The organism is Streptomyces alboflavus, from assembly GCF_000716675.1.
GTDB lineage: Bacteria > Actinomycetota > Actinomycetes > Streptomycetales > Streptomycetaceae > Streptomyces > Streptomyces alboflavus.
This window is the reverse complement of record NZ_JNXT01000087.1, coordinates 1-19,213: the sequence shown is the minus strand read 5'-3', so window position 1 is coordinate 19,213 and position 19,213 is coordinate 1. Positions and strand designations below refer to the sequence as shown.

The following is a 19,213-nucleotide window of genomic DNA, read 5'->3' as shown; positions in this document are numbered from 1 at the left end:
GCCTCGTCCTCAAACGCCGGACGGGCTGAATACGGCTCCCCGAGGCGGGCGGAACTCCTGGCCGAGCGGGGAAACTCCTCGCCGGGGCGGGCTGAAACGACTTCGCCGAGGCGGGCTTGGAGGCGCCGGGCAGGGAGTGCGGCCCACCCCGACCGAAGCCATGGCGGGGGCGGGCGGGTGGGAGAGAAGCCCGTCCGGCGAGGACGAGCGCGCAGCGCGATCCGGGGCGCCCCCGTTCAGGGGTGAAGGTGCCGGGCTGGTGGGCAGGCCGGTGCAGGCTCGGGCGGGCAGGTGGGAGAGAGCCTGTCCGGCGTTTGAGGACGAGGCGCGGAGCGCCGGATCGGGGTCAGCGGAGGGTGGGGAGTTTCGTGCCGTCGGGCAGGGTGCCCGTCACCGTGGGGCGGGCACCCTGCCGGGTGCGTACGGCAAGGGTGTTGCCGGAGGCACGCTCACCGCCGGACACGGCCACGGAGGCCACATCCTTGCTGCCCGCAGCGAGCAGATACCAGCTCCCCGCAGGGGACTTCCACAGCACCCCGGCAAGCACCCGCGGCTCCCGCACCCCACAGGCGGACCCCCCTTCGGCCTTGGCGGCAACGGCCCCCGCCGCGGCCCCGGGCGCGAGGAACTGGGCGAGCACCCGCCCGCCGCCACCACGCCAGGTCTCGGCCCGGGTGCACACCCACCCCGCACCCCCGCTCCCGTCGGGCATCGCCTGCCGGGCGTACTGCCAGGAGTTCACGGCCCGCACCCCGTGCGACCGGGCCGCGGCGAGGGAGCAGGCGGTCTTCGCCCAGTCCTGGGGCGCGGCGTCGCGGGGCGCGTCGGGCCGCCCCGCGGTGAGGCGCGCGGGCGTCAGCTCACCGAGGTCGGTGGCGAGCCGCGAGGCCCCGGTGTGGTCGCGGAGCTGGAGGGCGTTCCAGGACCGGCACTCACGGGCGAGGGCGGGGCTGCCGAAGGGGTCGGTGACCCCGTCGGCGGAGCGCCGCAGCGGGGTGGCGGCGGCATCGGGCTTGAGGAGGTCGCGTACGACGGCGGTCCGCACCCAGGGCGCCGTCAGATAGCGGACGTTGCCGTCGGCGCGGCCCACGACGACGGCTCCGGAGTCACCGGCCTCGGCCCCGTCCACGCGGGCGAAGTCGAGCGCGGCGCCGCCGGTCCCGTCCTGCGGCTCGGCGTACCGCACGACGCGCAGCCCGTCGTACAGGAGCACGACGCGGGCCCCGTCGACGGGCCCCGCGAACAGCAGTTGCGGGGGCCCGGGCGGCGCCCCCGACGCGGTGCCCGGCGTCGCCGACACCTGCACGGTCTCGCCGGGCCGCGCCCACACGGCGAGTGCGCGGCGCAACAGCGCCTTGTCGTCGGTGAGTTCGCCGCGCGCGGGCCACACGGAGAAGTCGGTGCGCGCGGACTGCTTCCAGGCGGCGGGCGCGGCCCGGGTGAGCCGCCCGGGGTCGAGGGCGGCCTCGGCGGCGGGGTTCTTCGCGTACGGGGGCGCGGCGGCGCCGTCCGGGCCCCAGCCGTCGCCGGGCATGCCGAGCAGTGCCCCGCAGACGAGGGCGGCGACGGCCGCGACGGCGGCTGCCTTCAGGTGCTGGCGGCGGCGCATCAGGTCGGTGGGCCGGGCCTGCAGGGAGCACGGGTCGAACTCGGGCGACTCCAGGAGCGCGGCCGGGCCCCGGCCGCCGGGCGGTCCTTCGGCGCCGACTTCGGCGAGCGCGGCGGCGATGCCGTCGGCCTCATCGGAGTCGGCGTCGGTGTCGACGCCGACGGCGTCGAGGATGCGCCGGGTCTCGTCGTCCGTGAGTCGTTCGAGCCCGCGCAGGACGTACGCGGCGCGGGCGGGTCCGGACAGGGCGGCGAGCCGCTGGTCCAGGGCGAGTTCGTCGGCGCCGCCGGAGCGCGGGAACAGCCTGAGGCCCCACACCTGCGGCAGGAGCGGCGGCAGTTGCGCGCGCTTGGGCCAGGCCCGCCGCTTCAGCGGGAGCCCGGCGTCCAGCGCGGCGCGCAGGACCTGGCAGCGGACGTAGGCGTAGCCGGGGTCGGTGCCGCGGCCCGCCTGCCTGCGCTGGTCGGGGACCGCGGGGGCGCTGGCGCGGCCGCGGGGCAGTGCCCGCTGGACCAGGGCGTGCGCGGTCAGGACGCGGCGGTTGCGGCCCAGGGCCGGGGGCAGCACCAGGTAGGCGAGGCGGACCAGGCGCGGGTAGTGCTCGACGAGGGCGGCCTCGGCCTGCTCCACGTCGACGACGGGTGATGCGGGGCCGCTCGGGGAGGCGGCTTTCGTGGACTGCGATGACGACACGTTCAGCAGAACGAGCGAATCGTCCGCCGGTCACTTCACGCTGGTGGGCGCGGGGGCCTTCGGCGGGGGTGCGCGGGGTTACTCGGGCTCGACCAGGAGGCGCGCGTAGTTCGCCATCGATCGCTGGTAGCGCGGGAGATGGGGGGCGAGGGCGCCCACCGCGAGGGCGACTGCCTCGCGGCCGCGGTCCGCGTCGATCAGGCACAGGGCCAGGGTGGCGCGGACGGCGTCGTCCAACTCGTCGTGTTCCGCGTCGAGTTCCGGGGTGAGCAGGGTGATGGCCTCCTGGAGGCGGCCCGTGTTCCGCAGGGAGCTGGCGAGTTGGATCACTGTGCGGCGTCTGTGGTAGCCGTCGATGCCTTGGGCCAGGGCCTCTTGGTACAGGGGGACCGCCCGGTCCGAGTGGCCGGTCGAGTCGAACGCGCAGGCCCGTTCGAAGGGGCCCCGGGCGTCGGCCTCCGGCAGTTCTCCTGCCAGCGCCTCGATCCGCGCCCTGAACTCCTGGGCGCGCTCCTCCCCGTACGTGTCGAGGTCGTCCCACGCGGCGGCTATGCGCTTCTCCCAGTCTGCGTCCATGGTCACACTCTGGCACGACGGCCTCCCCGCGGCCCTTGAATTTCCCGGCCGGGACCGGGAGGGGGCGGGATGGGGCGGGATGGGGGAAAGTCGCCGCACACACCTGTACCACCCCAGCTACCCACCAGTACATTGACGCCATGTCTAATACGAGGGCCCGGCTCCCGCAGCCCGTCGCCTCCGAGCACATAGCGCTCAAGGCACGCAACGTCTCCTTCTCCTGGGACAGCACCCCGCTCCACTGGCTCCCGGGGGACCCCTTCACGACGCACACGATCAACGTGCTGCACCTCCTGCTCCCCGCGGGCGAGCGCTGGTTCGTGCACGTGTACAAGCAGGTGCTTCCCCTCATCAGGGACGAGCGGCTGCGCGAGGACGTCATCGGGTTCATCGGCCAGGAGGCCATGCACGCGCAGGCGCACGACGAGGTCCTGCCGCACCTGCGGGAGCAGGGTCTCGACCCCACCCCGTACACCGCCCAGGTCGACTGGCTCTTCGAGAAGCTGCTCGGCGACCGCACGCTGCCGCCGGGCAGGCCCCGGCAGTGGTGGCTGATGGAGCGCGTCGCGATGATCTCGGCGATCGAGCACTACACCGCGTTCCTCGGCGACTGGGTCCTGAACGCCGAGGAGTTGGACCGGCGCGGGGCCGATCCGACGATGCTGGACCTGCTGCGCTGGCACGGCGCGGAGGAGGTCGAGCACCGGGCGGTCGCCTTCGACCTGTTCATGCACGTCGACGGGAGCTACCGCCGCCGCGCCCGCACCTGGGCCACCGCCTTCACCGCGCTGGTGTTCCTGTGGCAGCGCGGCGCCCGGTTCTTCATGGAGAACGACCCGACGCTCGTCGACGGCAAGGCCTCCTTCCGGGACTTCCACCGCAGCGGCCGGGCCGGCACCCTGCCCACCACCGGCGACATGATCCGCTCCATCCCGCGCTATCTGAGCCGCGCCTACCACCCCTCCCAGGAGGGCAGCACCGAGCAGGCCGTCGCCTACCTCGCCTCGTCCCCCGCGGCCACCGCCGCCGAGGCCCGCGCGAACGGGGCCGCCTGACATGCCCCTTCCCCTGCCCCGCACCGCCCGCGCCGTGATCCTTGCGACCGGCGCCGCCCTCCTCGCCCGCCGCGCCCTGCGCCGCCGCATCGACGCCTCCCCGCTGTGGCCGCTGCCCGCCCTGGAGGAGCCCGTCTCCGGGCAGCCGCGCTCGCGGGCCCTGCGGCTGCGCGTCGCCCGGCACGAGCGGGTCGCCGACGGCGTCGTACAACTGCGTCTGGAGGGCGGGCACCTGGACGGGCTGCCCGCCTGGGGTCCTGGCGCGCATCTGGATCTCGTGCTGCCCTCGGGCCTGGTGCGGCAGTACTCGCTGTGCGGGGACCCCGAGGACACGTCCTCGTACACCGTCGCCACCCGGCTCATCAGGGCGGACGAGGGCGGCCGCGGCGGGTCCCGCGAGGTGCACGAGGCGCTGCGCGAGGGCGTGGAGGTGGAGGTGCGCGGGCCGCGCAACCGGTTCCCGCTGGTCGACGACGCCGCGGCGTACGTCTTCGTCGCGGGCGGCATCGGGATCACGCCGGTCCTCGCCATGGTGCGGGCCGTGGACGCGGCGGGCGCCGACTGGCGGCTCCTTTACTGCGGGCGGAGCCGGGCCTCGATGCCCTTCCTGGAGGAGTTGGAGAAGCTGGGCGGGCCCGGCGGGCGGGTGACCGTCGTCGCCGAGGACGAGGCCGGGCGGCCCGATGTGGGGGGCTTCCTCGGGGCGGGCGCGGCGGGTGCCGTGTACGTGTGCGGGCCCGAGGGGCTCATGGACGCCGTCGCCGGGGCGCTGCCCGAGGGGTGTGCCCTGCACCTGGAGCGGTTCGCACCCACCACGGCCGCGGGCGGCGAGAGCGCCTTCGAGGTCGAACTGCGGCGCAGCGGCCGCACGGTGACCGTGGGCGCGGACACCACGGTGCTCGCGGCCGTCCGCGCCGAGCTGCCCGACACCCCGTACTCCTGCGAGCAGGGGTTCTGCGGGACCTGCCGACACCGGGTCCTGGAGGGCGAGATCGACCACCGCGACGAGCTGCTCACCGACGGCGAGCGCGGGGACTCGATGCTGATCTGTGTGTCGCGGGCGCGCGGCACGCGGCTCGTGCTCGACGCGTAGCGGCGCGGCGGGCGCGGGCGGGACGTGGCTCGGGCGAACAGGCGGAGCGGGGGCGTCCGTTCACGGCCGGATCGCATCGGTAGAGTGTTCGCATGACTACCGGGATGCGCCGCAGGATGGGTGTCGAGGAGCGGCGGCAGCAACTGATCGGGGTCGCCCTCGAGCTGTTCAGCAACCGCTCGCCCGACGACGTCTCCATCGACGAGATAGCGTCGGCCGCGGGCATCTCGCGTCCGCTCGTGTACCACTACTTCCCCGGCAAGCTCAGCCTGTACGAGGCGGCGCTCAAGCGGGCCGCCGACGAGCTGGCCGAGCGGTTCGTCGAGCCGCACGAGGGGCCGCTGGGGGCGCGCCTGCTGCGCGTGACGGGACGTTTCCTCGGCTTCGTCGACGAGCACGGTCCCGGCTTCTCCGCGCTGATGCGCGGCGGTCCCGCGGTGGGCTCATCGACGACGAACGCGCTCATCGACTCGGTGCGGCAGGCCGCGTACGACCAGATCCTCGCGCACCTCGGCGTCACGGCGCCGCCCGCCCGGCTCGAACTGGTGGTGCGCTCCTGGATCTCGCTGGCCGAGTCGACGGCGCTGATCTGGCTGGACGGCCGCCGCATTCCGCGCGCCGATCTTGAGCTCCAACTCGTCCATGACTTCGCGGCGTTGGCGGCGGTGAGCGCCGCCTACGACGAGGAGATGGCGCTGCTGCTCGGCGGCATCCTCGCGGACGAGCCCGCCGACGGGCCGTTCGCCGACCTGCTGGGACGGCTCGCCGCGCTGGCGCCGCGCGCCGTGCTCCCGTAGCCGGGCGGTGTTCTCTCCGGCGTGCGTCCGGATACGGGTCTGGGTGATCACCCTGTCTCCGTACGGGCTCCGCGGGCAAGGCCGAACGTGCCGTCCGCGCTCGGCCGTCCTCGGGGCGCGCCGGCGCCGCGACGCCGCGCCGACCCATCGGACAGGCCCTAGGCGCCGACGGCCGGAGCGGTCAGGCGCAGCGCCAACAGCGCGATGTCGTCGTCCCGTTCGCGGCCGAAGCTCTCCAGGAGCGTGTCGCACAGGGCGGTCACGCCGGGCGGGGCGGCGGCGGCCGCGAGGCGCAGGTGCTCCATGGACACGGCGAGGTCCGTGCCGCGGGTCTCGATGAGTCCGTCAGTGACCATGAGCATGCGGTCGCCGGGGGCGAGCCGGGTCTCCACGGGCTGCGGCCGGTCGAGGCCAAGGCCGAGCAGGGGGCCGTTCGCCCTGATGTAGGCGGCGGGGCCGGTGTCGCTCACGACGAGCGGCGGGATGTGGCCCGCGTTCGCGACGCGGGTGCGGCCCGTGGGCGGGTCGACGAGGGTCAGGCACATGGTGGCGGTGATGTCGGGGTGGTAGCGCTGGAGCATCCGGTCGAGGCGGGCGGTGAGGCGGCCGGGGTCGGGGTCCTCGACGCAGTACGCCCGCAGGGCGTGGCGCAGTTCCACCATCACCGTGGCCGCGTCGAGGGAGTGGCCGACGACGTCGCCGATGCCGGTGAGCACCCCGGCGGGCGTGGGCAGCGCGGCGTAGAAGTCGCCGCCGATCTCCGCCTGCCGGGACGCGGGTTCGTAGCGGACGACGATCTCGGTGCCCGGCAGGTCCGGCAGGGCGCTCGGCAGGAAGCTGTGCTGGAGGGTCAGCGCGATGTGGCGTTCCTTCTCGTACATCAGGAGCCGTTCCGCGACGCGGGCCGTGGCGTGGGCCAGGCGGCCGAGGTCGGGGGCGGAGTCCTGGGCGTACGCGGCGGTGGCCAGGCACACCGGCGCGCGGTCCTCGCGGGTGCGGGCGAGGGCGAGCAGCGCCCCCTCCCCCGGCGCGGAGAGCCCGGCCGCGTCCGCCGCGGCGCCGTCCCGCCAGTGGGCCGGGTAGCACGTGCCCGCCTGGTCCGATGCCCCCTCGCCGCGGCTCGACGTGAGCGGCGAGGGCCCTCGCGAGGCCCCGACGAACCCGGCGGGCCACATCGGCCCGGGCACGGTCGTGGTGTGGACGCCGCTCCTGCCGGACATCAGGCGCCACATCAGGTGGGCGGCGCTCTCGTGCGCGTCGGCGCCGGGCGGCTCCGCGACGCGGCGCTGGGAGCGGCCGCAGTGGATCTCGCCCTCCTCACCGAGGACGAAGGCCGCGGCGGGGGCGTCGGCGAGGCCCGCGGCGCCGGCCGCCGCCGCGTCCACCAGTTCGCGCACCGAGCTCGCGGACTGCACGTCGAGGACGGCCTCGGCGAGGCGGCTGAGGCGGCCCGCCCGGGTCTGGGCGGCGCTGCGGTGGCGGGCGCCGCGGGCGGCGGCGCGGACGACGGCGGCGATCTCCTCCGGTTCGGCGGGCACGGTCAGATAGGCCTCGCCGCCCGCGTCCAGGCCGCGGCAGCGGTCCGCGGAGCCGTGCGCGGCGGCGGAGAAGTGCACGACGGGCAGGGACGCGGTCGTCGGGGACGCCTTCAGGCGGCGGCACAGGTCGTAGCCGCTCATGTCGGGCAGGCCCACGTCGACGAGGGCCACGTCGGGCAGTTCACCCGCGCGCAGCCGCGCGTCGAGTTCGGTCAGCGCCTCGCCGGCGCTCGCGGCCAGGACAACCCGGTGGCCGGCGCGGCGGAGCACCGCGCCCAGCGCGTACCGGCTCGCGGCCACGTCGTCGACGACCAGGACCGTGGTGACCCCCGGCCCGGCCTCCCCTTTGTCACTCTTGACTGCTCTGTCCCTTACGCCCACGTGGACATCCCCCAGGAGCGGCGGACGGTAACGGGCCCTTGTGGGGCTCGCCCGTCCACGCTAGCGCTCTAACACACCACCGGGGAGTACGTGGCCACGGTCCGACCTGGAACGGTGGAGATCACCCGACCTGCCACGGCGGCCCCGGGCTTGGCGCTAGGATCCGCCCTCTCCCGGGCGAGGTCCGCCCGGCGTTCGTGACCTTCGCCTCGCGCGGCACGTTCATCCCAGTGCCCTGATCCGTCGGGGCGACACTGAGGGGAACGGCAGGGAATCCCCGTACCGGCAAGGGACTTCATGACCCAGCACATCACCGACGCCACCACTGATGCCATCACCGACCGCGACGCGGGCCGCGGCTGGTGGCACGACGCCGTCATCTACCAGGTCTATCCGCGCAGCTTCGCCGACGCCGACGGCGACGGCATGGGTGACCTGCCGGGCGTGACGGCGCGCCTGCCGCACCTCAGGGACCTCGGCGTGGACGCCGTCTGGCTCTCCCCGTTCTACGCCTCGCCGCAGGCCGACGCCGGCTACGACGTCGCCGACTACCGCGTGGTCGACCCCGTCTTCGGCACCCTCGCCGACGCCGACGCCCTGGTGCGCCGGGCCCATGAACTGGGCCTGCGGGTGATCGTCGACATCGTGCCCAACCACTGCTCGGACCAGCACGAGTGGTTCCGCGCGGCCCTGGCGGACGGCCCGGCCTCACCGCTGCGGGAGCGCTTCCACTTCCGCCCCGGCCGCGGCCCAGGCGGCGAACTGCCGCCCAACGACTGGGAGTCCGTCTTCGGCGGCCCCGCCTGGACCCGCACCACCGACCCCGACGGCACCCCCGGCGACTGGTATCTGCATCTGTTCGCGCCCGAGCAGCCCGACTTCGACTGGGAACACCCCGCCGTACGCGAGGAGTTCCGCTCCGTCCTGCGCTTCTGGCTCGACCTCGGCGTCGACGGCTTCCGCGTGGACGTCGCCCACGGCCTGATCAAGGCCCCGGGCCTGCCGGACGTCGGCCACGGCGAGCAGGTCAAGCTCCTGGGCGCCGCGCCCGTGCCGTACTTCGACCAGGACGGCGTGCACGAGATCTACCGGGACTGGCGGGCGCTGCTCGACGGCTACGACGGGGAGCGCATCGCCGTCGCCGAGGCGTGGACGCCGACGGTGGAGCGCAGCGCGCTGTACCTGCGCCCCGACGAGCTGCACCAGGCCTTCAACTTCACGTATCTCACGACGGGCTGGGACGCGGCCGCGCTGCGCGCCGTCATCGACCGCTCCCTGGCCGCGATGAACTCCGTGGCCGCGCCCGCGACGTGGGTGCTCTCCAACCACGACGTAGTGCGGCACACCACGCGCTTCGCCGACGGCGACCCGGCAAGGGGCCTGCGCCGGGCGCGCGCCGCCACGCTGTTGATGCTGGCGCTGCCCGGCTCGGCATACCTCTACCAGGGCGAGGAGCTCGGCCTGCCCGAGGTGACGGACCTGCCCGACGAGGTGCGCCAGGACCCGGCGTTCTTCCGCGGCGCCGGGCAGGGTTCGGGGCAGCCTTCAGGACAGGAGGGCACGCGGGACGGGTGCCGGGTGCCGCTGCCGTGGTCGGGGGTGCGGCCGCCGTTCGGGTTCGGGCCGGTCGCGGGCGGGCCGAGCTGGCTGCCACAACCCGCGGGGTGGGCGGACCTCACGGTCGCGGCGCAGCAGGGCGATCCGGCCTCGACCCTGGAGCTGTACCGGACGGCACTCGCGCTGCGCCGCGCGCACCCGGCGCTCGGCGCGGGCCGGGACGTGGCGTGGGAGGAGGCGCCCGCGGGCGTGCTCGCGTTCCGCAGGACCGCCGCGGGCCGCACCCTCGTCGTGACCACGAACCTCACCGGCCGCCCCGTCACCCTGCCCGCCCCCGGCACCCCACTGCTGTGCAGCCTCAACTCACGCGCCCCGGGAGCCGACTTGGGCGGGCCCGGCACCGACGCCGTGCTCCCGCCGGACGCGACGGTCTGGTGGGAGCGGTGAGGCCCGCCTTGTGGGCAGCGTGAGACACGACCGGTACAGTCCAATCCTGTGACCGCGCCAGGCCCTGACCCGCCAGGGCTACACCCCGGTGCTCGCCACCCAGACCCCGGGCGGCTCCACCGAGGACGAGCTGACCGAGATGCTGGTGGACCGCGGGGTCGCGGGCATCATCTTCGTCTCGGGCCTGCACGCGGACACCACCGCGGACACCGCTCGCTACGAGCAGTTGCGCGCACAGGGGGTGCCGTTCGTCCTCGTGGACGGCTTCTCGCCGAAGGTGCGGGCGCCCTTCATCTCGCCCGACGACCGCGCGGCGATGCGCCTGGCCGTCACCCACCTCGCCTCGCTCGGGCACACCCGGATCGGGCTCGCCCTCGGGCCGCGGCGCTTCGTCCCCGTACAGCGGAAGATCGAGGGGTTCACGCGGTCGATGCGGGAGACGTTCCGGCTGGGTTCCGCGGACGTCGAGGACATCGAGGCGGAGCTGGTCCAGCACTCCCTGTACACGCTCGAAGGCGGACAGGCAGCGGCGGCCGCGCTCCTGGACCGGGGCTGCACGGCCGTGGTGTGCGCCAGCGACATGATGGCGCTCGGCGCGATACGGGCGGCGCGGGAGCGGGGCCTGGAGGTGCCGGACGACGTCTCCGTGGTCGGCTTCGACGACTCGGTGCTCGTCGCCTTCACCGATCCGCCGCTGACGACGGTCCGCAAGCCGGTGCCCGCGATGGGCCAGGCCGCGGTGCGCACGCTCCTGGAGGAGATCGGGGGTACCCCCGCCCCCCACAGCGAATTCGTGTTCATGCCGGAGCTGGTGGTCAGGGGCTCGACGGCCGCGCGCACGGCCCCCGGGGCGTAGGGACCGGTCGTCCTCGCGGTGGAGGGGATCTCCTCGTACTTGGGGCGTAGGGAATGCGGCCGGAACCCGACCGGGGGATGATCTGAGCAGTGGTGGCTATCTGGCAGACTCTGTGCCTATGGGTGAGATGACTGTGACGACACTGGAAGGCCGACAGGGGCCCGCCACCTCATCACCCATCGCGGGCGAGGCAGATGACCGCAATGGGCGGAATCTCCTGCGTCGGCTGCGCACGCCCCGGCGCCCGAAGCTGTGGTTCGAGATCCTGTTGATCGCGGTGAGTTACTGGACGTACTCACTGATCCGCAACGCCGTGCCGGAGCAGAAGTCCGCCGCGCTGCGCAACGCCGACTGGATCTGGGACGTCGAGCAGAGCCTCGGCCTCGCCTTCGAGCGCTCGGTCAACCACGCGGTCGACTCGGTGACATGGCTCATCGTCGGCATGAACTACTACTACGCGACGCTGCACTTCATCGTGACGCTCGGCGTCCTGGTGTGGCTCTACCGCTGCCATCCCGGCCGGTACGCGGCCACACGTCTGGTGCTCTTCGCGACGACCGCCGTCGCCCTCCTCGGTTACTACCTGTATCCGCTCGCGCCGCCCCGTCTCGTGCCCGGCGGCGACTTCATCGACACGGTCGTCGTCCACAACACCTGGGGCTCGATGGCCTCGGGCGACCTCAAGAACATGTCGAACCAGTACGCGGCCATGCCGTCGATGCACATCGGCTGGTCCCTGTGGTGCGGCCTGACGATCTTCGCGCTGGCGTCGGTGCCCTGGGTGAAGGTCCTCGGCCTGCTCTACCCGACGCTCACCCTGGTCGTGATCGTGGCCACCGCCAACCACTTCTGGCTGGACGCGGTGGGCGGCATGATCTGCCTGGCGTTCGGCTACACGGTGGCGCGCCTGTGGTACGGAAAGCTGCCGTACGCCCTGCCGAAGCTGGTGCCGGAGCAGCGGCCACGGAAGAAGGCGTACGCCCGCTAGGCGCGCGCCCCGGCTACGCCCCGTAGAACCGCTCCTCCATCACCGCCCGTGCCCGCCGGGTGATCCTGCGGTAGTCGTCCAGCATCACGCCGACCTGACCCGCGTCATAGCCCAAGTACCGCCCGACGGCGGCCAGCTCCCTGCCGTCCGACGGGAACGTGTCGCCCGCCCTGCCCCGGACCAGCATCACCGCGTTGCGCACGCGGGTGGCGAGCACCCAGGCCTCGTCGAGGATCGCCGCGTCCTCCGTGGCGATCAGCTCGGCCGCGCACGCGGCGTGCAGGGCCTCGCGGGTGCGGGTGGTGCGCAGGCCCGGTTCGGCCCAGCCGTGCTGGAGCTGGAGCAGCTGGACGGTCCACTCCACGTCGGAGAGGCCGCCGCGGCCGAGCTTGGTGTGCAGGGTGGGGTCGGCGCCGCGGGGCAGCCGCTCGGACTCCATGCGGGCCTTCAGGCGGCGGATCTCGCGGACCGCGTCCTCGCCGAGGCCCTCGGCGGGGTAGCGCAGCGGGTCCACGAGGTCGACGAAGGCGCGGGCGAGGTCGGCGTCGCCCGCGACCGGGTCGGCCCGGAGGAGGGCCTGCGACTCCCAGACCAGGGACCAGCGGCGGTAGTAGGCCTCGTACGACTTCAGGGTGCGCACAAGGGGACCCGACTTGCCCTCCGGGCGCAGGTCCGCGTCGATGACCAGGGGCGGGTCGGCGCTCGGCAGCTGCAGCAGCCGCCGCATCTCGGCGACGACGGCGTTCGCGGCCTTCGCGGCCTCCTGGTCGTCGACGCCCTCGCGGGGCTCGTGCACGAACAGGACGTCCGCGTCCGAGCCGTAGCTCAGCTCACGGCCCCCGAAGCGGCCCATGCCGATGACCGCGAACCGGGTCGGCAGTTCGTCGCCCCAGCCCGCGCGGACCACCGCGCGCAGCGTGCCCGCGATGGTGGCGGCCGTCAGGTCGGACACAGCGGTGCCGACGCGGTCCACGAGCGCGCCCACGTCGGCCTCGGCGGGGCTCTCCTCGGTGCCGTAGGAGCCGATGAGGTCGGCGGCCGAGGTGCGGAACAGCTCGCGCCGCCGCACCCCGCGGGCCGCCGCGACCGCCTGCTCGGCGCCGTCGGCGCGGCCCACGGCGGCCAGGACCTCCTGCTCCAGGGGCGCGCGTTCGCGGGGCTGCAGGCCGCGGGCGTCGCCGAGCAGCGCCACCGCCTCCGGCGCGCGAAGCAGCAGGTCGGGGGCGAACCGGCCGGCCGAGAGCACCCGGGCCAGGTTCTCCGCGGCGGCGCCCTCGTCGCGCAGCAGCCGCAGGTACCAGGGGGTCTTGCCGAGGGCGTCGGACACCTTGCGGAAGCCGAGGAGGCCCGCGTCGGGGTCGGCGGAGTCGGCGAACCAGCCGAGCAGGACGGGCAGCAGGGTGCGCTGGATGGCGGCCTTGCGGGTCACGCCGGACGCGAGGGCCTCCAGGTGGCGCAGGGCCGCGCCGGGGTCGGCGTACCCGAGCGCCACCAGGCGTTCCCTGGCCGCCTCCGTGCTGAGCCGGGACTCGCCGGGGGCGAGCTGGGCGACGGCGTCCAGGAGCGGGCGGTAGAACAGCTTCTCGTGCAGGCGGCGGACCACGGAGGTGTGCCGCTTCCAGGCGCGGGCGAGGTCGGTGAGGGGCTCGGTGCGCATGCCCAGGGAGCGGCCGATGCGGCGCAGGTCGGCGTCGTCGTCGGGCAGCAGATGGGTGCGGCGCAGGCGGTAGAGCTGGATGCGGTGTTCCAGGGAGCGCAGGAAGCGGTAGGCGTCGTCGAGCTGGGTGGCGTCCACCCGGCCCACGTAGCCGCCCGCGGCGAGCGCGGCGAGGGCGTCGAGCGTGGTGGCGCTGCGCAGCGAGGCGTCGGCGCGGCCGTGCACCAACTGGAGGAGCTGGACGGCGAACTCGACGTCGCGCAGGCCGCCGGGGCCGAGCTTCAGTTCGCGGTCGACCTCGCCCGCGGGGATGTTCTCGACGACGCGGCGGCGCATCTTCTGCACGTCGTCGATGAAGTTCTCGCGCTCGGCGGCCTGCCACACCAGCGGTGCGACGGCGGCCACGTAGTCCGCGCCGAGCTCGGCGTCACCGGCGACGGGCCGCGCCTTGAGCAGCGCCTGGAACTCCCAGGTCTTCGCCCAGCGCTGGTAGTACGCGAGGTGGCTGGACAGGGTCCGCACCAGCGGGCCGTTCCTGCCCTCGGGGCGCAGATTGGCGTCGACCGGCCAGATGGTGCCCTCGACCGTGGTCTCGGAGCAGATCCGCATCAGGTGCGAGGCGAGGCGGGTCGCGGCCCGCAGCGCCTTGTCCTCGTCGGCACCCTCGACGGCCTCGCCCACGAAGATCACGTCGACGTCGGAGACGTAGTTCAGCTCGTGGCCGCCGCACTTGCCCATCGCGATCACCGCGAGGCGGCACTGGGCGGCGTCGGCGGGCGCGGCCCTGCGGGCCATGGCGAGCGCGGCACGCAGGGTGGCCGTGGCGAGGTCGGCCAGCTCGGCGGCGGCCTGGGAGACGTCGGTGGTGCCGCAGACGTCGCGGGCGGCGATGGACAGCAGGCACCGGCGGTAGGCGACGCGCAGCGACACCGGGTCGTGGGCCTCGGCGAGGCCCCGCTCGAACTCGGCGACGCCCGGGTGCAGGTCGACGGCCTCGTACGTGACCAGGGCCCGCCAGTCCCCGGGGTGCCTGGCCAGGTGGTCGGCGAGGGCCTCGGAGGCGCCCAGGACGCCGAGCAGGCGGTCCCGCAGGGGCTTGGCGCTGATCAGGGTGTCGAGCAGTTCGCGGCGCGCGGTGTGGTCCGGCTGCGCCTCCGTGAGCCGGACCAGGCCGAGCAGCGCCAGGTCCGGGTCGGCGGTGGCGCCGAGGGCGTCGAGGAGCACCGGGTCGGTGCGGACGGCGTCGAGCTCGGACGCGGCGAGGAGGCGTTCGGCGGCGGACGGGTCGGTGAACCCGTACCGCAGCAGCCGCGTGAACGTACTGCTCCTGCGCCCCTGCGGCACCGTCATCCCCGCGCCCTTCGCTCGCCTGTTCCTGGCCCGAGCCTACCCAGGGCCCGGCCGATGAGTTCTGCCCGCGTGCGGGGTCCCCACTGGGACAGGAGCATGGAGAGCAGGAGGCGACATCATGCCGAGCCAGGAACCCCGTACCGACGTCGACGCCCGCTACAGCAGCGAGGGGGTCGCCCCCACCCCCTGGCCCCAGGCCCGGGACGCCCTTGCCGCGGCCGAGCTGTTCTGGATCTCGACGGTCCGTCCCGACGGGCGCCCGCACGTGACCCCGCTGAGCGCCCTGTGGCACGGGGACGCCCTGTACTTCTCCACCGGCCCTGAGGAGCGCAAGGCCCGCAACCTGGAGTCCAACGCCGAGGTGGTCCTGACGACCGGCGCCAACCTCTGGGACAAGGGCCTGGACGTGGTCGTCGAGGGCACGGCGGTCCGGACCACGGACGAGGCGCTGCTCCGGGAGCTCGCGGCTGCCTGGGAGCAGAAGTACGGCGGCTTCTTCCACTACGACGTGGGGGACGGCTGCTTCCTGCACCCTTCGGGACGCGCGTACGTCTTCGTGGTGGCGCCCCGAACAGCGTTCGGGTTCGGCAAGGGCGAGCCGTTCAGCCAGACGCGTTACCGCTTCTCCTGACCCACGGAGTCCTTCGCCCGGACAAGCCGCCCGATCACTGCTGTACTCGTGCCATGGACTACACACTCGAAGTGATCGGCGTGCCCGTCAGCGACATCGACCGCGCCAAGGAGTTCTACGAGAGCAAGTGCGGCTTCCACGTCGACATCGACGCGGAGGTCCTGCCGGGCGTGCGGATCGTGCAGCTCACGCCGCCCGGGTCCGGCTGTTCCATCATGCTCGGCGACGCCATCTGGGAGACCACCCCGGGCCCCACCCCCGAGCCCGGCAGCTACCACGGCCTCCAGCTGTGCGTGGCCGACATCAAGCAGGCCCACGCCGAGTTGCTGGCCCGCGGCCTGGACGTGAGCGAGCCGCAACAGTACTCCGAGCAGGACGGCGCGACGTTCATGTACTTCACGGACCCGGACGGCAACGGGTGGGCGATCCAGGAGTACCGCGTCCGCGCGAAGACCCCGCTGCGGGACGCCATTGTGCCCTCCACCTGACGGGCCCCTGAAAGGGGCGCGGGGAACTGCGCGAGCAACCACGACAAAGCCGCAGACGCGTCTGCTCCTGTCTCGGCAGACGCGTCCGCGGCTCTTCTCGGGCTGAGCGCGCAGTTCCCCGCGCCCCTGACGGGGCGCTCCTCACGTGGGCCGAGCCCTAAAGAACCGGCAGGTTCTTGCGGAGCTCGAACGCGGTCACCTCGGACCGGTACTCCTCCCACTCCTGCTTCTTGTTCCGCAGGAAAAAGTCGTACACGTGCTCGCCGAGCGTCTCGGCGACCAGCTCCGACCGCTCCATGAGGGCGATCGCCTCGCCGAGGTTCTGCGGCAGGGGCTCGATGCCCATGGCGCGCCGCTCCGCGTCGGAGAGGGCCCAGACGTCGTCGTCGGCGCCCGGCGGCAGCTCGTAGCCCTCCTCGATGCCCTTGAGGCCGGCGGCGAGCAGGACGGCGTACGTCAGGTACGGGTTCGCGCCGGAGTCGATGGAGCGGACCTCGACGCGGGCCGAGCCGGTCTTGCCGGGCTTGTACATGGGCACGCGGATGAGCGCGGAGCGGTTGTTGTGGCCCCAGCAGATGTACGAGGGGGCCTCGCCGCCGGCGCCCGCGGTGCGCTCGGAGCCGCCCCAGATGCGCTTGTAGGAGTTCACCCACTGGTTGGTGACCGCGGAGATCTCGGCGGCGTGCTTCAGCAGGCCCGCGATGAAGGAGCGGCCGACCTTGGAGAGCTGGTACTCGGCGCCGGACTCGTAGAAGGCGTTGCGGTCGCCCTCGAAGAGGGACAGGTGGGTGTGCATGCCGGAGCCGGGGTGCTCGGAGAACGGCTTCGGCATGAAGGTGGCCTGGACGCCCTGCTCCAGGGCCACCTGCTTCATGACCAGGCGGAACGTCATGATGTTGTCGGCCGTGGAGAGCGCGTCGGCGTAGCGCAGGTCGATCTCCTGCTGGCCGGGGGCGCCCTCGTGGTGGCTGAACTCGACCGAGATGCCCATGGATTCGAGCATCGTGATGGCCTGGCGGCGGAAGTCCATGCCCACGTTCTGCGGGGTGTGGTCGAAGTAGCCGGAATTGTCGGCGGGGCTCGGCCGGGAGCCGTCCAGGGGCTTGTCCTTGAGCAGGAAGAACTCGATCTCGGGGTGGGTGTAGAAGGTGAACCCGAGGTCGGAGGTCTTGGCGAGCGCCCGCTTCAGCACGTAGCGAGGGTCCGCGAAGGACGGGGAGCCGTCCGGCATGAGGATGTCGCAGAACATCCGGGCCGTGCCGGGGGCCTCGGCGCGCCAGGGCAGGACCTGGAAGGTGCCCGGGTCCGGCTTGGCGATCATGTCGGACTCGTAGACCCGGGCGAAGCCCTCGATGGCCGAGCCGTCGAAGCCGATGCCCTCGTCGAAGGCCTGTTCAAGCTCGGCGGGAGCGACCGCGACCGACTTCAGGAAGCCGAGTACGTCCGTGAACCACAGGCGCACGAACCGGATGTCGCGCTCCTCCAGAGTGCGGAGCACGAACTCCTGCTGCTTGTCCATCTCGACTTCCACCCATCCTTGCTGGTCGGAACCGGCTGCTCCCAAGCCATGGGACGTCGCCCCGGCACACGAGCATCCCACCACACGGTTTCGTGCGCGTTGCGGCTGCTCCTTGCCCATAGTGCACGCTCACCCGGGCCCGGGGTATCCGGGGCGGGTACGGGCCCGGCGGGGCGGCCGGGGCCGGGTGGCCGGGATCCGCGTGGCCGGGATCGGCCGGATGGCGGCGGCCCTCCCCCGTGCCGCCCGTGCAGTATTTGACAGAGCGCCTCCTCCACCCGCCGACGCGGAGGCTACGATCAACGCACCCGCAACGCCCCGGCTGTGCCGCGCATCGCCCTTTGGTCCCACCCGTTCCACGCACCGCCTCTGCTCCACGCACCGCCTCTGTTCCACGCACCGCACCTTGTTCAACCCATCCGACTCCGTCGCTTTCCGCAGAAGGACACACCATGGGTTCCGCCAAGAAGACGAGCAGCGCCGAGCGCAAGGCCCGGATAGAGGAGATGCGGCGCGCCGAACGCGCCCGCGAGCGCCGCAACAGCGTGCTCACCATCACCTTGAGCGCGGTCATCGTCGCCGCGCTGGGCGTCGGCGGCTACTTCCTCATCTCGCAGGCCGACGACGACAAGGAATCAGGCAAGGCGGGTGACGCCAAGGCGGTCGCCAAGTTCACCACGACCGCCGACGGCGAGCGGGTGTGGGACGCCAAGAAGCTCGGCCGCACCCACGTCGGCGGCAAGGTGAACTACCCGGTGACCCCGCCGGTCGGCGGCAACCACAACCAGGTGTGGATGAACTGCAACGGCGACGTCTACACCAAGGAAATCCCGAACGAGAACGCCGTGCACTCCCTGGAGCACGGCGCGGTGTGGGTGACGTACAACGACCAGGCGAAGCCCGCCGACTTGAAGAAGCTGGAAGCCAAGGTCAAGAAGACCCCGTACTCCCTGATGAGCCCGGTGAAGAAGCAGAAGGACCCGATCCTGCTGTCCGCCTGGGGGCACCAGCGGGTGGTGAAGGACGCGGCCGACAAGCAGATCGACACCTTCTTCTCCACCTACGTCCAGGGCAAGCAGACCCCCGAGCCCGGGGCGGCCTGCACCAACGGCCTGGGGCAGTGATGACGTGATGAAGCGCAGGGACTGGCTGATCGGCGCCGTCGCCGGGGCAGTGCTCGCGGCCGGCGGCATCACCGCCGCCGTCGCGTCCACCGACGGCTCATCGGGCTCCTCCGGCGTCGCCGGTGCGCCGTCGAGCACGTCCGCCGACGCCGGGTTCGCCCGGGACATGGCCGTCCACCACCAGCAGGCCGTCGAGATGTCCTACGTCATCCGCGACCGCACCAAGAACGCGGAGATCCGCCGTCTCGCCTACGACATCGCGCAGACCCAGGCCAACCAGCGCGGCATGATGCTGGGCTGGCTCGACCTGTGGGAGCTGCCGAAGGTGCCGCCCGGTGAGCCCATGGAGTGGATGGACATGACCGACGTCCCCTCCGCGGGCGACGGCTCCCTCATGCCCGGCATGGCCACCAACGCCCAGATGAAGCGGCTCGGTGAGCTGAACGGCAAGCAGGCCGAGATCTTCTACCTGAAGCTGATGACCGCCCACCACAAGGGTGGGATCCATATGGCTCAGGGGTGTGTCGAGCGGTGCGACGTCGCTGTCGAGCGGCGGCTCGCGCAGGGGATGGTCGAGTCACAGGAGTCCGAGGTCAAGCTGATGGCGGACCTGTTGAAGGCGCGGGGTGCGAAGCCGTAGGGGTGTCCTCGCGGGTGCGCCCCAGTCCCGCCCCTTCACCGAAACCGGGGGCTGCCGCCCCCTGGACCCCCGCTTTATCGGCGCTCCGCGCCTCGTCCTCAATCGCCGGACGGGCTAAAACTTCTGCCGCTGCGGCGAGCTATCTAGCCCCTCCGGCGTTTGAGGAGCGGGGTCTGGGGCGGAGCCCCAGTTTCGGGAAGGGGCGGGACTGGGG

14 protein-coding genes and 1 pseudogene are annotated in these 19,213 nt (G+C 73.3%); 10 read left to right on the top strand and 5 right to left on the bottom strand.

The features are described from left to right. Positions 1–346: 346 nt before the first annotated feature. Together OO63_RS38225 and OO63_RS38220 are read right to left on the bottom strand one after the other, a co-directional pair. On the bottom strand, positions 347–2,302 hold the full coding sequence (locus tag OO63_RS38225; RefSeq protein ID WP_030363277.1) for a hypothetical protein: 1,956 nt from the start codon (positions 2,300–2,302) through the stop codon (positions 347–349). A 78-nt stretch (positions 2,303–2,380) separates the two neighbouring features. Next, a complete protein-coding gene (locus OO63_RS38220) occupies positions 2,381–2,878 on the bottom strand; it encodes a tetratricopeptide repeat protein (protein WP_030363278.1) in 498 nt (165 codons plus the stop codon). A 140-nt stretch (positions 2,879–3,018) separates the two neighbouring features. Between OO63_RS38220 and OO63_RS38215 the strand changes: the two genes are divergently transcribed. The 3 genes from OO63_RS38215 (at position 3,019) to OO63_RS38205 (ending at position 5,823) form a co-directional block, all read left to right on the top strand. Next, positions 3,019–3,933 carry a metal-dependent hydrolase gene (locus OO63_RS38215; protein ID WP_030363279.1) on the top strand — a complete coding sequence of 305 codons (915 nt, stop codon included), beginning with the start codon at positions 3,019–3,021 and terminating at the stop codon, positions 3,931–3,933. A 1-nt stretch (position 3,934) separates the two neighbouring features. After that, positions 3,935–5,026, top strand: a complete 1,092-nt coding sequence (locus tag OO63_RS38210; RefSeq protein WP_030363280.1) for a PDR/VanB family oxidoreductase — start codon at positions 3,935–3,937, stop codon at positions 5,024–5,026. Positions 5,027–5,118: 92 nt separating this feature from the next. Further along, positions 5,119–5,823 (top strand): TetR/AcrR family transcriptional regulator, encoded by a 705-nt coding sequence (locus OO63_RS38205; RefSeq protein WP_030363281.1) that lies wholly within the window; start codon positions 5,119–5,121, stop codon positions 5,821–5,823. Between the two features lie 158 nt (positions 5,824–5,981). On the opposite strand, the gene OO63_RS38200 is transcribed toward OO63_RS38205, so the two are convergent. Then, the gene (locus OO63_RS38200; RefSeq protein ID WP_030363282.1) at positions 5,982–7,742 is read right to left on the bottom strand and encodes a fused response regulator/phosphatase; all 1,761 of its coding nucleotides are present in this window, start codon (positions 7,740–7,742) and stop codon (positions 5,982–5,984) included. Between the two features lie 297 nt (positions 7,743–8,039). Here OO63_RS38200 and OO63_RS38195 point away from each other — a divergent pair, with 297 nt between their 5' ends. The 3 genes and pseudogenes from OO63_RS38195 to OO63_RS38185 all read left to right on the top strand — a co-directional run bounded on the left by OO63_RS38195 (position 8,040) and on the right by OO63_RS38185 (position 11,590). After that, the gene (locus OO63_RS38195) at positions 8,040–9,746 is read left to right on the top strand and encodes a glycoside hydrolase family 13 protein (RefSeq protein ID WP_030363283.1); all 1,707 of its coding nucleotides are present in this window, start codon (positions 8,040–8,042) and stop codon (positions 9,744–9,746) included. 58 nt (positions 9,747–9,804) lie between these two features. Further along, positions 9,805–10,602, top strand: a pseudogene (locus OO63_RS38190) (substrate-binding domain-containing protein); the annotation flags it as partial. A gap of 118 nt (positions 10,603–10,720) precedes the next feature. Next, entirely contained in the window at positions 10,721–11,590 is an 870-nt protein-coding gene (locus OO63_RS38185) for a phosphatase PAP2 family protein (RefSeq protein ID WP_030363284.1), read from the top strand. A gap of 13 nt (positions 11,591–11,603) precedes the next feature. On the opposite strand, the gene OO63_RS38180 is transcribed toward OO63_RS38185, so the two are convergent. Then, positions 11,604–14,597, bottom strand: a complete 2,994-nt coding sequence (locus OO63_RS38180; protein ID WP_030363285.1) for a bifunctional [glutamine synthetase] adenylyltransferase/[glutamine synthetase]-adenylyl-L-tyrosine phosphorylase — start codon at positions 14,595–14,597, stop codon at positions 11,604–11,606. A 118-nt stretch (positions 14,598–14,715) separates the two neighbouring features. On the opposite strand from OO63_RS38180, the gene OO63_RS38175 reads away from it, so the two are divergent. Both OO63_RS38175 and OO63_RS38170 read left to right on the top strand, forming a co-directional pair. Next, complete coding sequence (locus OO63_RS38175; protein WP_030363286.1) at positions 14,716–15,228, top strand: pyridoxamine 5'-phosphate oxidase family protein; 513 nt, start codon at positions 14,716–14,718, stop codon at positions 15,226–15,228. 53 nt (positions 15,229–15,281) lie between these two features. Further along, the gene (locus OO63_RS38170; RefSeq protein ID WP_030363287.1) at positions 15,282–15,716 is read left to right on the top strand and encodes a VOC family protein; all 435 of its coding nucleotides are present in this window, start codon (positions 15,282–15,284) and stop codon (positions 15,714–15,716) included. A 157-nt stretch (positions 15,717–15,873) separates the two neighbouring features. Here OO63_RS38170 and OO63_RS38165 read toward each other — a convergent pair whose 3' ends face one another. Next, positions 15,874–17,235: a glutamine synthetase family protein gene (locus OO63_RS38165; protein WP_030363288.1), complete on the bottom strand. Its 1,362-nt coding sequence runs from the start codon at positions 17,233–17,235 to the stop codon at positions 15,874–15,876. Positions 17,236–17,687: 452 nt separating this feature from the next. Here OO63_RS38165 and OO63_RS38160 point away from each other — a divergent pair, with 452 nt between their 5' ends. After that, positions 17,688–18,359, top strand: a complete 672-nt coding sequence (locus OO63_RS38160; RefSeq protein WP_030363289.1) for a thioredoxin-like domain-containing protein — start codon at positions 17,688–17,690, stop codon at positions 18,357–18,359. A gap of 7 nt (positions 18,360–18,366) precedes the next feature. Further along, complete coding sequence (locus OO63_RS38155) at positions 18,367–18,999, top strand: DUF305 domain-containing protein (protein ID WP_030363290.1); 633 nt, start codon at positions 18,367–18,369, stop codon at positions 18,997–18,999. Positions 19,000–19,213 lie beyond the last annotated feature (214 nt).

Coding starts and splice junctions, on each gene's coding strand:
- OO63_RS38220 (WP_030363278.1), bottom strand. CDS start 2,878: ATGGACGCAGACTGGGAGAAGCGCATAGCCGCCGCGTGGGACGACCTC.
- OO63_RS38215 (WP_030363279.1), top strand. CDS start 3,019: ATGTCTAATACGAGGGCCCGGCTCCCGCAGCCCGTCGCCTCCGAGCAC.
- OO63_RS38210 (WP_030363280.1), top strand. CDS start 3,935: ATGCCCCTTCCCCTGCCCCGCACCGCCCGCGCCGTGATCCTTGCGACC.
- OO63_RS38205 (WP_030363281.1), top strand. CDS start 5,119: ATGACTACCGGGATGCGCCGCAGGATGGGTGTCGAGGAGCGGCGGCAG.
- OO63_RS38195 (WP_030363283.1), top strand. CDS start 8,040: ATGACCCAGCACATCACCGACGCCACCACTGATGCCATCACCGACCGC.
- OO63_RS38185 (WP_030363284.1), top strand. CDS start 10,721: ATGGGTGAGATGACTGTGACGACACTGGAAGGCCGACAGGGGCCCGCC.
- OO63_RS38180 (WP_030363285.1), bottom strand. CDS start 14,597: ATGACGGTGCCGCAGGGGCGCAGGAGCAGTACGTTCACGCGGCTGCTG.
- OO63_RS38175 (WP_030363286.1), top strand. CDS start 14,716: ATGCCGAGCCAGGAACCCCGTACCGACGTCGACGCCCGCTACAGCAGC.
- OO63_RS38170 (WP_030363287.1), top strand. CDS start 15,282: ATGGACTACACACTCGAAGTGATCGGCGTGCCCGTCAGCGACATCGAC.
- OO63_RS38165 (WP_030363288.1), bottom strand. CDS start 17,235: ATGGACAAGCAGCAGGAGTTCGTGCTCCGCACTCTGGAGGAGCGCGAC.
- OO63_RS38160 (WP_030363289.1), top strand. CDS start 17,688: ATGGGTTCCGCCAAGAAGACGAGCAGCGCCGAGCGCAAGGCCCGGATA.
- OO63_RS38155 (WP_030363290.1), top strand. CDS start 18,367: ATGAAGCGCAGGGACTGGCTGATCGGCGCCGTCGCCGGGGCAGTGCTC.